This is a genomic window from Variovorax sp. P1_G12 (assembly GCF_056405555.1).
Window position 1 is genome coordinate 108,579 of sequence record NZ_JBFUBW010000014.1, and the last position, 14,478, is coordinate 123,056.

Consider the following 14,478-nt stretch of genomic DNA (forward strand, 5'->3'; position numbering starts at 1 on the left):
TTGCGCCAATGGGTCATGCGACCTATTGTTGATCGGTGTTTCCATGGGCGCCCCAGTGACGATTGCACGCACACTTTTCGAAGAAGACCATCAGATGTTCCGCGACGCAGTGCGTCGCTTCATGGAGACGGAGGTCACTCCCAACCACGCTCACTGGGAAGAGCAGGGCTATGTGGACCGCGAGATCTGGCGCAAGGCCGGCGCGGCGGGCTATCTGTGCCCCAGCCTGCCGCAGCGGTACGGCGGTGTGGGCGTCGATATCCGCTACAGCGCCATCCTGTTCGAAGAGCAGTTCCGCGCCGGCGCCACGGGCCTGGGCTTCGGCGTGCATTCAGAAATCGTCGCGCCCTACATTCATCACCATGGCAGCGAATACCTGAAGAGCACCTACCTGCCCAAGCTGGCCAGCGGCGAGATGGTGGGGGCCATCGCGATGACCGAGCCCGGCACCGGCTCGGACCTGCAAGGCATCCAGGCCACTGCCGTGCGTGACGGCGACCACTACATCCTCAACGGTTCCAAGACCTTCATCACCAATGGCTTTCATTGCGACCTGGTGGTGGTCGTGGCCAAGACCCCAACCAGCGCCCCCGGCTCCAAGGGCATCAGCCTGTTCGTGGTCGACACCACGATGGCCGGCTTCGTCAAGGGCAAGCGCCTGCACAAGATGGGCATGGACGCGCAGGACACGTCGGAGCTGTTCTTCGAAAACGTGCGTGTGCCGGCCTGCAACTTGTTGGGCGAGGAGGGCCGCGGCTTCGGCTACCTGATGCAGGAGCTGCCCTGGGAGCGCCTGCAGATCGCGATCAGCAGCGCCGCGTCGGCGCGCGCGGCGCTGGGCTGGACCCTTCAGTACGTGCGCGACCGCAAGGCCTTCGGCAAGTCGATCGCCGAGTTCCAGACCGTGGCGCACAAGCTGGCCGAGATGAAGACCGAGCTCGAGATCGCCCAGGTGTTCGTCGATCGCTGCATCGAACTGAAGGTGGCCGGCGAGCTGACGGCCGAGACGGCCTCGATGGCCAAGTGGTGGGTCACCGAGCTGCAGTTCAAGGTGATGGACCGATGCGTGCAGCTGCACGGCGGCTACGGCTACATGCGCGAATACCCGATCGCGCGCGCCTGGGCCGATGCGCGCGTGCACCGCATCTTCGGCGGCACCAACGAGATCATGAAAGAGCTGATCAGCCGCACGCTCTGAATTCACACGAAGGAAAAAAGATGGAAGCACTCGTTTACGACGCCCTGCGCACCCCGCGCGGCAAGGGCAAGAAGGATGGCTCGCTGCACGGCGTGACGCCGCTGGAACTGGCCGCTTGCGCGCTGCGCGCGGTGCGCGATCGCCACCAGCTCGACACCGCCGTGATCGACGATGTGGTCCTGGGCTGCGTGACGCCGGTGGGCGAGCAGGGCGCTTGCATCGCCCGCGCGGCGGCCCTGGCGGCCGGCTTCGATCAGCGCGTTGGCGGCGTGCAGGTGAACCGCTTCTGCGCCTCGGGCCTGGAGGCCGTCAACCAGGCCGCCGCGCAAGTGATGTCCGGCCAGGCCGACCTGACCGTGGGTGGGGGCGTGGAGAGCATGTCGCGCTTGGCCATGGGCTCGGACGGCGGTGCCTGGCCGGTCGACCCTCGTTCGGCCATTCCGACCTATTTCGTGCCGCAGGGCATTTCGGCAGATGCCATCGCGACCCAGTCGGGCTACTCGCGCCGGATGCTGGACGCTTACGCGGCCGAGAGCCACCGTCGCGCGGCGCACGCGCAGGCGCAGGGCTGGTTCGCCAGGTCGGTCGTTCCGGTGCGCGACCTCAATGGCCTGTTGATCCTGGACCGCGACGAGACCGTCCGCCCGCAAACCAGCGTGGACTCGCTGGGCGCGCTGAAGGCATCCTTCGGCGACATGGGTGAGAAATTCGGCTTCGATGCCGTGATCCGACAGCGCTATCCGGAGATGGAGAGCGTCGAACACACGCACCATGCCGGCAACAGTTCCGGCATCGTCGACGGCGCGGCCGCCGTGCTGATCGGCAACCGTGCCGTCGGCGAGCGCATCGGCCTCAAGCCCCGCGCCCGCATCCGCGCCTTCGCCACCGTGGGCTCCGAGCCGTCCATCATGCTCACCGGCCCGAGTTTCGCGGCTGAGAAGGCGCTCAAGCGCGCCGGCATGAAGGCCTCCGACATCGACCTCTGGGAACTCAATGAGGCCTTCGCCGCCGTGGTGCTGCGCTTCATGGAGGTGATGGCCGTGCCGCACGACAAGATCAATGTCAACGGCGGCGCCATCGCGATGGGCCATCCCCTGGGTGCCACCGGCGCCATGATTCTCGGCATCCTGCTCGACGAGCTTGAGCGCCGCGACCTGTCCACCGGCCTGGCCACGCTGTGCGTCGGCGCCGGCATGGGCATCGCCACCATCATCGAACGCGTCTGAACGAGGACCTCCCCACCATGATCGACTACACCCTCGACGCACAAGGCATCGCAACACTGAGCTGGGACATGCCCGGCCGCAGCCAGAACGTCATCAACGGCGAGAGCAGCGCGGCGCTGACCGAAGTGGTCAACAGGGCCGCGTCCGACGGCGCGGTCAAGGCCATCCTGATGACCTCGGCCAAGTCCGATTTCTTCGCCGGCGGCGACCTCGAATGGCTGCTGGCCGCCGACGGCGCCGAAGCGCTGTTTGGCCGCACGCGCGAGCTGCACGCCGCGCTGCGCAAGCTCGAGACCTGCGGCAAGCCCGTGGCCATGGCCCTGCCGGGCACCGCCCTGGGCGGCGGTCTGGAGATCGCGCTGGCCGGCCACTACCGCGTGGCGGCCGACAACGCGCGTGCCCGCTTCGGCCTGCCCGAAGTCACGCTGGGCCTGCTGCCGGGCGGCGGTGGCACCCAGCGTCTGCCGCGCTTGATCGGCATCCAGAACGCGTTGCCGCTGCTGCTGGAAGGCAAGAAGCTCAAGGCCGCCGAGGCGCTGAAGCTGGGCATTCTGCATGCGGTCGTGGCTGCGGGCAGCGAGATCCAGGCCGCGCGCGACTGGCTGCTGGCGCAGACCGCGCCGGTGGCCCAGCCCTGGGACACGAAAGGCTTCAAGATTCCGGGCGGCGCCGTACAGAGCCCGGCCGTGCAGCAGCTCTTCGGCGCGGCCAACGCCATGCTGCGCGCCAAGACCTTCGGCAACTACCCGGCGCCGGCCCACATCCTGTCCTGCGTCTACGAAGGTCTGATCACCGACTTCGATACCGGCACGAAGACCGAGGCGCGCTACTTCGTCGCCACCGTGCTGTCGCCCGAGGCCAAGAACATGATCCGCACGCTGTTCTACAGCATGGGCGAGGCCAACAAGCTGGCCGCGCGCCCGGCCGGCGTGCCGACCCAGAGGTACACGAAGGTCGGCATTCTCGGCGCCGGCATGATGGGCGCGGGCATTGCCTATGTGACTGCCAAGGCCGGCATCGTCGCCGTGCTGCTGGACACCAGCCAGGAGGCGGCCGAACGCGGCAAGGACTACTCGCGCAAGCTGCTGGACAAGCAGGTGGCACGCGGCCAGACGACTCGGGAAAAGGCCGAGGCCTTGCTCTGCCGCATCGTCGCCACCACCGAGTATGCGCAGTTGGACGGGGTCGAGATGGTCATCGAGGCGGTGTTCGAAGATCGCGCCATCAAGGCCGACGTGACGCGCAGGAGCGAGGCCGTGATGGGAAGTGGCGCGATCTTCGCGTCCAACACCTCGACCCTGCCGATCACCGGCCTGGCCGAATCGAGCAGCCGGCCGGCCAGCTTCATCGGCCTGCACTTCTTCTCGCCGGTCGAAAAGATGCCCCTGATCGAAGTGATCATCGGCAAGCAGACCAGCGACGAGACCCTGGCCCGCGCGCTGGACTACATCAAGGCCGTGGGCATGACGCCCATCGTCGTCAACGACTCGCGTGGCTTCTACACCAGCCGGGTGTTCTCGACCTATGTGCTCGAGGGCATGGCCATGCTGGCCGAAGGCATCAACCCCGCGCTGATCGAGAGCGCCGGCCTCCTGGCCGGCATGCCGGTGGGACCGCTGGCCCTGACCGACGAGGTGAGCGCCGAGTTGTGCGTCAAGGTCGACAAGCAAGCGCGCGCGGACCTGGGCGATGCGTATCGCGAGCCGGCCGGCATGGCCGTTGCCCGGCAGATGGTCGCGCTGGGCCGCATCGGCAAGAAAGCCGGCAGGGGCTTCCATGAGTACCCCGAAAGCGGCAAGAAGTTCTTGTGGCCGGGGCTGGCTGAATGCTTCCCGCCTGCGGCGGAGCAGCCCGGCGTGGAGGAACTGGTGCAGCGCATCGTCACCGTGCAGGCGGTGGAGACCGCGCGCTGCATGCAGGAGGGCGTGCTGACCACCGCCCGCGATGCCGATGTGGGCTCGCTGCTGGGCTGGGGCTTCCCGCCCTTTCGCGGCGGCACGATCAGCCAGATTCACACGACCGGCATCCCCGCCTTCATCGACCGGTGCGAGGCCCTTCAGGCCCGGCACGGCGAGCGCTTTGCCGTGCCGCAGCTGCTGCGCGACATGGCGGCCAAGGGCGAGAGCTTCTACCGGAGGTGAGCCCAGGCCCGCTGTCGCCGGTTGCTCCTGGGCGCATCGGCGAAGTGGGTCTGGCGCCTGGAAGCGTCAAATTCCGCCGCGTGAAGCAGCGGAAAGGGCCGTCAAAGCGGCATGGCACGTTGAATGATCTCTTTGCAATCGGTGCCGTAAGGCAGTGTTCCGTACTGATGCTGCCCCTTTGCGGCAAGGCGCGAATGGCAGAACGCATCGGCGGTGTTTCCCGTCGAGTGCCGAGTCAACAGCGCGGCCTGCAATGCCAAAGCCATCCGGTCGACGAGATGGCGGGAAGAGAATTCCATCGCGACGGGGTCCGAACGCAGGGCATGCATGTCCTTTTTCAACTCGCTCACGTAGTCGCCGAGTATTCTGCTCTGGCCGGCTGCTTCGCCCACTTCGTCGAAAAACAGTTCCAGCAAGCCCGGCGTCTTGTTGAGGGCACGCAAGACATCGAGACATTGAACATTGCCCGGGCCTTCCCAGATGGCATTGATCGGCGCCTCGCGGTAGAGGCGCGGCATCGGGGAGTCCTCCATGACGCCGCTGCCGCCAATGCACTCCATCGCCTCATAGGCGTGGTGTGGCGTGCGCTTGCAGATCCAGTATTTGCCGATGGCGGTGACCAGGCGCACGAGCCCGTCCTCGCTGGGCTGATCACGATGGTCCATGGCGCGCGCCATGCGGAACGACATCATGGTTGCCGCTTCCGATTCGAGCGCCAGGTCGGCCAGCACGTTTTGCATCAGCGGCTGGTCGACCAAGGTCTTCCCGAAGGCGGCGCGGTTCTTGCAATGAAACAGCGCCTCAGCGGCGGCTCGCCGCATGCCGGCGGATGAGCCGATCATGCAGTCGAAACGCGTCATGGCAACCATTTCGATAATGGTCGGCACGCCTCGGCCTTCGGGGCCCACGCGCCAAGCCAGGGCGCCGCGCAGCTCGATTTCAGTCGAGGCGTTGGAGCGGCCGCCCATTTTCTTCTTCAATCGCTGAATTTGAATCGGGTTCTTTTCCCCATTGGGCTTCCAGCGAGGCAGCAAAAAGCAGGTCAATCCGCCCGGGGCATGGGCCAGGACCAGGAAGGCGTCGCACATCGGTGCCGACGAGAAAAATTTGTGCCCCACCAGAACATAGGCTTCGGCGCCGGATTCCTTGCCGATCGGATAGGCCTTCGTTGTATTGGCGCGCAGATCCGTGCCGCCCTGCTTTTCAGTCATCGCCATCGAAATGGTCACGGCCTGCTTCTGGCTGTCTGTGACATTGCGCGGATCATAGGATCGGGCGAGAATTTTCGGTTCCCATAGGGCAGCCAGATCCGGCTGCAAGCGGAGCGCCGGTATGGACGCAAAGGTCGCCGTGACCGGACAGCAATGACCGACTTCCACTTCGGTCTGCATATAGTATTTGGCCGCCCGCACCACATGGGAGCCGGGTCGCGGATCAGCCCAGGGCGAAGCATGCAGGCCTTCTTCAATGGCTGTTTTCATCAGCTTGTGATAGGCCGGATGAAATTCCACCAGATCCACGCGGGCGCCGAAGCGATCGTGGCTATCGAATTCCGGCAGGTGCTTGTTGGCCAGGACACCCAGTTCCAGATAGTCCGCAGTTCCGGTGAGCGCGCCGAAGCGCTGCAGGTCGTCCACGCCCCAGGCGCCGCCCTCGCGTTTCACGGCATCCATCAGCACGCAATCGCCGGCATAGAGGTTGTAGTCCGCCAGTTCACGCGTCTGGTTCAGCACCGCGTGGGTGTTGGCGTAGAAGGGGTCGCTGGCGGGCAACAAGGCCGGATCGAATTCTTTCAGGTAGTTCATGGTAATTAATTGTTGAGTAAAAGATATGATGCCGCCTCGAAGAAACGCACGCGTGGCTTTTCTCGAGGGCCATGGCCGTTCGGCTGCAGCCAGGTTACGCAGATTTCTCTTGCTCCAGCTTTCTCAATTCTCTTCTCAGAACCTTTCCGACGGCGCTCTTGGGCAGGGTCTTGATGAATTCAACCGATCGAGGAACCTGATAGGTCGACATATTCTCCTTGCAGTACTCAATGATGTCCTCCGCCGTCACTGGCTCCATATCGCCTTCCTTGAGCACGACATAGGCTTTCACCGATTCGCCCCGGTAGTCGTCAGGTACGCCTATGACGGCGACCTCCAATACGGCCGGGTGCTTCATGACGGTTGATTCGACATCGAATGGAGATATGTTGTGGCCGGAGGCGATGATCAGATCCTTGATCCGGTCGACAAAGAAAATGAAGCCGTCCTTGTCCATATACCCGGCATCGCCGGTGCGGACCCAGCCGTCGGGCTGGAAGGTCGCCTTGGATTCCTCGGGCTTGTTCCAGTAGCCCTTCGAGGTTTGCGGGCTGCGGTACATGATTTCGCCCGTCTCCCCGATCGGAACCATGGCCCTGGTTTCCGGGTTCACGACCTTCACTTCTCCATTGGTGGGAACGCCAATGGATGCATTGCTCTTCTTGTTCTGGATGTTCACGATCGCGCCGGCGTTGCATTCGGTCATTCCCCAACCCTGGGTCAGTTCCACGCCGGTCTTTTCCTTCCACAGCCGCTGAACCTCCGCGGGGACCGGCGCCCCGGCGGCGATGCAGACGCGCAGCCGGCGCAGGTCGTGCCTGGAAAGGTCCGGGTGATTCAGCAACGCGATGAACATGGTCGGTATACCGAGCATGGTGGTGACTTCATATCGATGAAGATAATCCAGATACTTGCCGGGCTCGAACATGGGCATGAGAACGACTGTCCCGCCCTTGTAAAGCGTTGGATGCAAGAATAGATAATAGCCGCCGATGTGGAACATCGGCAGCAGATGCAAATTCACATCGTTGTGCGATATTCCAATTGGCTGGCAATGGGAAAGGTTTGCATGCGCCATGTTGAAGTGGCTCAGCATGACCCCCTTCGGTGGCCCCGAGGTGCCGGCCGTGTAGATCAACAGGGCCATATCCTCTTTCGGATCGACGGCCACTGCCGGCGGATGGGTCGGGTAATTTTCGATGCAATCCATGAAATCAATCGCATCCGGCATGATTTTCTTTTCCGGATTCATTGCGGGTGGAATCCAGCATCCCGGTTCGGAAATGTCGGCCAGGTGAACGCTGATGACGTGGCGAAGCCCGGTGCTTGCCTTCACCTTTTGGATGAGGGGATAAAATGCATCCAGAAAGACGATGGCCAGGGCGCCCGAATCGTTCAGGACATGCGCCAGTTCATCGGTCTTGAACATCAGGTTGACCGGCACCGCGATGGCGCCAATCTTGAGGATGGCGTGAAAGGCGATGACGCTCTGGGCCGAGACCGGCGTCATGACGCAGACGCGGTCTCCTTTCTTGACACCCAAATCCGCGAGTGCGGTCGCGAATTTGTCGGACATCTGGTCCATTTCCCTGTAGGAAATTTTCTTCTCACAGGAAACCAGAGCGGTCTTCGATGGGAATCGGCGGGACGATTCCCTGATGGCGTCATAGAAATTCTCCTCCGGCGTCGGCGGCATGGGTTCGACGCCCCAATTCACATCGTTCTCGACGTAGGACAGACCTTCATATAAGTTGGGGGTCGCTTTTTCCATTTTTGCCTCTATTTGTTTTATAAAAATCGAATTTGACGAGGGTGGGCTGGACCAATGGCCGCTCATTCCAGACCGGGAATCGAACGTGCCTTGCTTCTTGCGAAATCGTCGAATGGGTCATGTGACCTAGTTTGCGATCGATTGTAGGGAAATCGGGGTTGCTGTCAACATGAGCCACAATCCTCCGTTCGGCAATTTTTAAAAAAAGCGTAAGGGCATGAGCGCAGACACAGAACCCAAGCTCCGCAGCAAGCGGTCGGAAACCACCGGCAAAGGCCACGAACGCGCCCGCAGCATTCTTGCGGCGGCCCGCACCGTCTTTGCGAGCGAGGGCTACTCGGGTCTGGCGATGCGCAACATCGCCGCGCAGGTCGACGTCAGTCTGTCCACCGTCCAGCACTACTTCCCGAGCAAGGACGCGTTGCTCGAAGCGTTGTTGCTGCAAACCCTGCAGGAATACCAGGCCTTCGTCGACCGGCAGGTGGGGTCGGGGCTCGACGACTCGGGACTCGCCAAGTTCGAGGCCGTGATCGATCACTTCCTCGATGAGCTCAGCACGACAGAATCGAACAGCGTGCTGTGCGAGGTGTTTGCGCTCGCCAACCGAAACGCCTTCGCGGCGGAGGTGCTCGACAAGATCGTGACGCGCGCGCGCAAGGTGTTCCGCAACCTCATCCGCTCTCTGGCACCCCAGCTCCCGCCGGCTCAAGCCGAACTCCGGGGCGCGCTGATCGTGGCGCAGATACAGGGCCTGATGCTCTATCTCGCCCACTCTCGCCCGAAGCACCAGGAGCTCGCCGGACTGAAGCAAGCGGCCCTTGGCGCGATTGTCCGCTTGGCGACGGCGCCCTGAGGCGGGGGGCGGCTGCGGCCGTTGCGCCGCTGCTGGGGTGTCCGGGCCCCTTGTCCCTTGTTCTACTTCTCGGGCTTGGGGCTATTGCTGTTCGACATTCGCCTTGACCGCGATGCGCTTCCACAGCTGGATCTCGCTCGCCTGGAAGGCGCGCATCTCGTCCGGACCGCCCTGCATGACCTCGGCGCCGATGCGCTCGTAGAACTCGCGCGTCTCGGGCATCGTCTCGATCTTCGTGAGCAGCGCCGCCAGCCTGTCCGTTTCGGCCTTCGGCGTCCTGGCCGAGACCATCGCGCCGACCCAGGTGTAGGCCGCGAAGCCCGGCAGGCCTGCCTCGCCGGCCGTGGGCACCGAGGGCAGCGCGGGTATGCGCTTGTCGGCGGCCACGGCGAGCGCATGCAGCTTGCCCGACTTGGTGAGCTCCTGCACGCTGGTGATCTCGGCGAAGGCCATGTCGACCGTGCCCGCCACGACCGCGATCACCGCCTCGCCCGCACCCTTGAACGGGACGTGGCTGGTCTGCACCCTGGCGGCGTCGTTGAAGAGCTCGGACATCAGTTGGTAGCCCGCCGAACCCGCGCCGTAGTTGAGCGCGCCCGGCTTGGCCTTCGCGCCGGCGATCAGTTCGGGCAGCGTCTTGTATGCCGAGTTGCCGGGCACCACGATCAGCGCCGGCGCGCGCATCATCATCGTGAGCGGCGCGAGGTCGGCGACGGGGTCGTAAGGCAGCGACTTGAACAGCGCCGCGTTGACCGCCAGCGTCGAGTTGCTGCCGACGAAGACGGTGTAGCCGTCGGCCGGAGCACCGAGCACGGCCTTCACCGCGATGAAGCCGTTGGCGCCGGGCTTGTTCTCGACCACCACCGGCTGGCCGGTAAGCTCGCCGAGCTTGCGGCCGAAGTAGCGCGCCGAGGTGTCGGTGCCGCTGCCCGGCGGGAACGGCACGACGAACTTGATGGGCTTCGACGGGAAGTCCTGGGCGGCCGCATGGTCCGCGCCGAGCACCAGGCCCAGCGCCAGCAGCGGCGCCATGAAGAGAGGACGGGCGGTCATGTGCTTCACCTTCAGTCGAGCGTCACGCCCGTGGCCTTGACGACACCGGCCCAGCGGACCAGTTCCTTCTTCACATAGGCGCCGTATTCCTGGGGCGTGGAGCCCAGCGGCTCGGCGCCCTGCAGCGCCAGGCGCTCGCGCACGTCGGGCGACTTGAGCGCCTTGACGATCTCTGCGTTCAGCCGCTCCACCACGGCCGGCGGCGTGCCGGCGGGCACCATCACGCCCTGCCAGGCGCCCACTTCGAAGCCCGGCATGCCGGACTCCGCGAGCGTGGGCACATCGGGAAACAGCGACATGCGCCTGGCCGTGGTCACCGCCAGCATCTTCAGCCGCTTGTCGCGCACGAAGCCCATCACCGAATTGACGGTGTCGGTCATGAACTGGATCTGGTTGCCGACCAGGTCGACGTCGGCCGGCGCGCTGCCCTTGTACGGCACGTGCGTGGCATCGATGCCGTTGGCCTGCACGAACTGGAACGCGCCCAGGTGCGTGACGTTGCCGTTGCCCGCGGAGCCGTACGAGAGCTTGCCCGGATGCGCCTTGGCGTAGGCCACGAACTCCTTGACGTTGTTGGCCGGGACCGACGGGTGCGCGACCAGCGCGAGCGGCACCACGGCCACCAGCGCGACCGGTGCGAAATCCTTCTGCACGTCGTACGACACGCTCTTGTAGAGCGCGGGGCTCAGCGTGATGGACGAGGTGTTGTAGAGGAGGGTGTAGCCGTCGGCCGGTGCCTTGGCGACCATCTGCGCGCCGATGTTCCCGTTGGCGCCGCCGCGGTTGTCGACCAGGATGTTCTGGCCCAGCTGCTCGCCGAGCTTCTGCGCGAGCACCCGCGCGACCAGGTCGGTGGGCCCGCCGGGCGGGAAGGGCACGACCATCGTGATCGGCTTGGTCGGGTAGGCCGCCGGGGTTTGCGCGAAGGCACACGGGCCAGCGAGCGCGAGCAGTGCGGCGCTCGCGGCCAGGGTGGCTGCGCGCCGCGTCGCTAGGCGATGAAAGAGGATTGACATGTCTTTGGGTCTCCGATGATGTTCTTGAAGCTCACGGGTCCGCCACGCTGCGCGTGCCCCGCGCCGTATGAAACCGGCGCAGCCAAGCCCAGGGATACCGCGGATCTGGCTTTGCCAGGCCGCTGGTATCGCCCCCTGGGGGGAGGCGCCGCCAGGCGCATCGGGGGGATTTCCATCTCAGCGGCCTGCGAGAAGGCGGCGCGCGTCGTAGTGCATGACGCACCGGCCATGCTGGTTGAAGACCTCGATGCGCGAATCGACGATGGCGCGGCCGCCCTTCGACGTCGGCCGGATGCCGGTGACTTCGATCGCCGCCTCGATGCTGTCGCCGACGAGCACCGGGGCATGGATCTTCTGCACCAGCTCGAGCATCGCGAGCCCCGTGCCCTGGATCATGGTCTGCAGGATGAAGCCTTCGATCAGCGTGTAGGTCAGGGCGGCCGGCACCGGCCGGCCCGCGATGGCGCTGCCTTCGTAGTCGGCATCGATGAAGATCGCCTCGAGCATGCCGGTCACGCCGATGAAGTTGACCAGGTCGGTCTCGGTGACGGTGCGGCGGAAGGTGCGCAGGCGCTGGCCGACCGCGAGGTCCTGCCAGACGAAGCCCTGGCCCAGGCGGGGCAGGGCGGCGTGCTCGGGCGAGCGGTCGGGGGGGGCGTTCATCTCTGGTTCTCCGTGGGCGTGGTGGTGGGTACGGGGGCCGTGGCGCCCGCCGCGCCGTCGGCAATCAACGCGTCGATCCGGGAAGGCGACAGGCCCGCGGCTGCGAGGCTCTGGCGCGTGTGCTCGCCAAGACGCGGCGGCATGCCGACCGCGGGGCGCTGGCCGTCGAACTTCACGGGCACGCCGGGAAAGCGCATCGATCCCATGTGCGTGTCTTCCAGTTCGGTGAAGAAGCCGGTCGCCGTCAGATGCGGGTCGTCGGGCAACTCGTCGAGATGGCGGATCGGTGCGGCCGGGATCTCCAGCCGCTCGCAGGTGGCGAGCCAGTGCGCGGTGGTGCCGCGGGCGACGAATCCACCCGCCAGTGCCAGCAGTTCGCCGATGTGGCGCGTGCGCGCCGCCATGTCGGCGAAGCGCGGGTCCGCAGCCAGGCCGGGCTCGCCGACTTCGGCGAAGAAGCGCTGCCAGTGCTGGCTGGTGTACGGCATCATGCAGATGTGCCCGTCGGCCGTGCGCCACGGGCGCCGCCACGGCGTGAGCACGCGCGGATAGCCGGCGGGGCCGAGCGGCGGCTCGAAGTGCCGGCCATACATGTGCTCGACGAGGTTGAAGGCCACCATGGTCTCGAACATCGGAATCTCCACGAACGCGCCGCGCCCCGTGCGCTCGCGCCGGAACAGCGCCGCCAGGATGGCTTGCGCGCCGACCAGTGCGCAGGTCTTGTCGGCGGCGATGGTGGGCAGGTAGCGCGCCTCGCCGCCCTGCTGCGCCATCAAGGCCGCCAGGCCCGACATGCCCTGGATCACGTCGTCGTAGGCCGGCCGCCCCGCATAAGGGCCGCCCTGCGCGAAGCCGTGCAGGCCGGCATAGACCAGGCGCGGAAAGCGGGCCATGAGCGCCTCGGGATCGATGCCCAGCGGGGCCAGCTTCTGCGGCCGCATGCTGTGCATGAACACGTCGGCGTCGGCGAGCAGCGCCATCAGCGCCTCGCGGGCCGCCGGGCGCTTGAGGTCGAGCACCACGCTCTTCTTGCTGCGGTTGCTGCCGAGGAACATCGCCGACATGCCGGCCTCGGTGGCCGGACCGGTGTGGCGGGTCGAATCGCCCTCGGGCGGCTCGATCTTGATCACCTCGGCACCGTAGTCGGCCAACGCCTGGCTCGCCAGCGGACCGAACACCACGCTCGAGAGGTCGAGCACCTTCACGCCTTGCAGGGGCAGCATCGTCTGTTTGTCTCCTGGGCGCATTCTGCGAAGCGGATTCGTTGCCGTCCAATATCAAATTACTGCTCTGTGATACCTTTCAGAGATCATGGATGCACGCCAGCTTCGTCACTTCATCGCCCTGGCCGAGACGCTCAACTTCCACCGCGCGGCCGAGCGGCTGCACATGGCTCAGCCGCCGCTGTCGGCGTCGATACGGCGGCTGGAGGAGCAGGTGGGCGTGCCGCTGTTCGTGCGCAACCGGCGCGGCACCGAGTTGACACCGGCCGGCGCGGCCGCGCTGGAGAATGCGCGCCGCGCGGTGTTCCACACCGAGCAGTTCGCGCTCGCGGCGCAGGCCGCCTCACGCGGCGAGGCGGGCATCCTGCGCGTGGGCTTCGTGGGCTCGGCCACTTATGCACTGATGCCGCGCCTGCTGCCGCGCTTCAGGCAGCGCTATCCGGGCGTGCAGCTGCAACTGGCCGAGTCGACCACGGCGCGCATCGTCGGGATGGTGGAGAGCGGCGATGTCGATGTGGGGCTGGTGCGCTTCCCCATCGGCCGCGCCTGCAAGGCGCGCATCTTTCCGGCCGAGCGCGATGTGTTCATGGCGGCGCTGTCGGTCGATCATCCGCTGGCGCGGCGGCGTCGGCTCACGCTGGCGGACCTCGCGCCGGAGACCTTCGTGATGTACGGCGCGATGGAAGTGCCCGGCCTGCATGCCGCGGCGCTGCTGGCCTGCCAGCAGGCCGGCTTCATGCCGAACGTGCAGCAGGAGGCGGTTCAGGTGCAGACGCTGATCAGCCTGGTGGAAAGCGGCCTGGGCGTGGCGCTGGTGCCCTCGGTCGCAGCGCGGCACGCGACGCGCAGGATCGTCTTCAAGCCGCTCACGGGGCCGGGCGCGCAGACGGCGATCGGGATCGCCCTGGCGCTGCCGCCGGGCGGCCAGACCTCCGCGGCGCAGCGCTTCCTGGAGAGCGTGCTGGAGTTGCCGGGCGAGTAGCGGCTGCCTCCATGGCGCAGGCGGCGCGCCACGGCGACTGCGGCGAGCTCAGGCGTAGTCGAGCGGCAAGGCCGTCGTGTACTTGATCTGCTCCATGGCAAAGCTCGAACTCACGTCGGACAACTCGATCTCGCGGATCAACCGCTTGTAGACCGCGTCGTAGGCCGCGATGTCCGGCACCACCACCCGCAGCAGGTAGTCGGTGTCGCCGCTCATCCGGTAGAACTCGACGATCTGCGGGATGGCCGCCACCACGCTGCTGAAGCGCTTGAACCACTTGTCGTTGTGCTGGCTGGTGCGAATGGCGACGAACACCGTCACGCCCACGTTGAGCTTGCCGGGATCGAGCAGCGCCACGCGCTGACGGATATAGCCCTCGCGCTCGAGCCGCTGGATGCGCCGCCAGCAGGGCGTCGCCGACAGGCCCACCTGTTCGCTGATGCCCTGCAGCGAGGCGCTCGCGTCGTCTTGCAGCACTTCCAGGATGGCCTTGTCGATCTTGTCCATCGAAGTATTCCAATCCAAATTTCTGCGGTGGGTGAGTAAT

General features: G+C 65.6%; 12 protein-coding genes. 5 read left to right on the forward strand and 7 right to left on the reverse strand.

All coding sequences use genetic code 11. The features are described 5' to 3' along the window. Positions 1-43: 43 nt before the first annotated feature. From AC1D2O_RS17855 to AC1D2O_RS17865, 3 genes are read left to right on the forward strand one after another with little or no spacing between them, the layout of a single operon-like run. On the forward strand, positions 44-1,198 hold the full coding sequence (locus AC1D2O_RS17855; protein WP_478088044.1) for an acyl-CoA dehydrogenase family protein: 1,155 nt from the start codon (positions 44-46) through the stop codon (positions 1,196-1,198). A gap of 20 nt (positions 1,199-1,218) precedes the next feature. Continuing rightward, entirely contained in the window at positions 1,219-2,424 is a 1,206-nt protein-coding gene (locus AC1D2O_RS17860) for an acetyl-CoA C-acetyltransferase (protein WP_478088042.1), read from the forward strand. Between the two features lie 17 nt (positions 2,425-2,441). Then, on the forward strand, positions 2,442-4,565 hold the full coding sequence (locus tag AC1D2O_RS17865; RefSeq protein WP_478157640.1) for a 3-hydroxyacyl-CoA dehydrogenase NAD-binding domain-containing protein: 2,124 nt from the start codon (positions 2,442-2,444) through the stop codon (positions 4,563-4,565). Between the two features lie 101 nt (positions 4,566-4,666). On the opposite strand, the gene AC1D2O_RS17870 is transcribed toward AC1D2O_RS17865, so the two are convergent. Then, the gene (locus tag AC1D2O_RS17870; RefSeq protein ID WP_478157641.1) at positions 4,667-6,370 is read right to left on the reverse strand and encodes an acyl-CoA dehydrogenase family protein; all 1,704 of its coding nucleotides are present in this window, start codon (positions 6,368-6,370) and stop codon (positions 4,667-4,669) included. Positions 6,371-6,464: 94 nt separating this feature from the next. After that, complete coding sequence (locus tag AC1D2O_RS17875) at positions 6,465-8,141, reverse strand: class I adenylate-forming enzyme family protein (protein ID WP_478157642.1); 1,677 nt, start codon at positions 8,139-8,141, stop codon at positions 6,465-6,467. A gap of 217 nt (positions 8,142-8,358) precedes the next feature. Between AC1D2O_RS17875 and AC1D2O_RS17880 the strand changes: the two genes are divergently transcribed. Next, complete coding sequence (locus AC1D2O_RS17880) at positions 8,359-8,994, forward strand: TetR/AcrR family transcriptional regulator (protein WP_478157643.1); 636 nt, start codon at positions 8,359-8,361, stop codon at positions 8,992-8,994. A gap of 81 nt (positions 8,995-9,075) precedes the next feature. On the opposite strand, the gene AC1D2O_RS17885 is transcribed toward AC1D2O_RS17880, so the two are convergent. The 4 genes from AC1D2O_RS17885 to AC1D2O_RS17900 all read right to left on the reverse strand — a co-directional run bounded on the left by AC1D2O_RS17885 (position 9,076) and on the right by AC1D2O_RS17900 (position 12,949). Then, positions 9,076-10,047 carry a Bug family tripartite tricarboxylate transporter substrate binding protein gene (locus AC1D2O_RS17885; protein WP_478157644.1) on the reverse strand — a complete coding sequence of 324 codons (972 nt, stop codon included), beginning with the start codon at positions 10,045-10,047 and terminating at the stop codon, positions 9,076-9,078. 11 nt (positions 10,048-10,058) lie between these two features. Beyond that, positions 10,059-11,063: a Bug family tripartite tricarboxylate transporter substrate binding protein gene (locus AC1D2O_RS17890; RefSeq protein ID WP_478157645.1), complete on the reverse strand. Its 1,005-nt coding sequence runs from the start codon at positions 11,061-11,063 to the stop codon at positions 10,059-10,061. Between the two features lie 177 nt (positions 11,064-11,240). Continuing rightward, positions 11,241-11,726 (reverse strand): MaoC family dehydratase, encoded by a 486-nt coding sequence (locus AC1D2O_RS17895; protein ID WP_478157646.1) that lies wholly within the window; start codon positions 11,724-11,726, stop codon positions 11,241-11,243. Next, positions 11,723-12,949 carry a CaiB/BaiF CoA transferase family protein gene (locus tag AC1D2O_RS17900; protein WP_478157647.1) on the reverse strand — a complete coding sequence of 409 codons (1,227 nt, stop codon included), beginning with the start codon at positions 12,947-12,949 and terminating at the stop codon, positions 11,723-11,725. Before AC1D2O_RS17900 ends, AC1D2O_RS17895 begins: the two co-directional genes overlap by 4 nt. Before the next feature lie 88 nt (positions 12,950-13,037). On the opposite strand from AC1D2O_RS17900, the gene AC1D2O_RS17905 reads away from it, so the two are divergent. Then, the gene (locus AC1D2O_RS17905) at positions 13,038-13,931 is read left to right on the forward strand and encodes a LysR family transcriptional regulator (protein WP_478157648.1); all 894 of its coding nucleotides are present in this window, start codon (positions 13,038-13,040) and stop codon (positions 13,929-13,931) included. 48 nt (positions 13,932-13,979) lie between these two features. Here AC1D2O_RS17905 and AC1D2O_RS17910 read toward each other — a convergent pair whose 3' ends face one another. After that, positions 13,980-14,438, reverse strand: a complete 459-nt coding sequence (locus AC1D2O_RS17910; protein ID WP_478093155.1) for an Lrp/AsnC family transcriptional regulator — start codon at positions 14,436-14,438, stop codon at positions 13,980-13,982. Between the last annotated feature and the right edge of the window lie 40 nt (positions 14,439-14,478).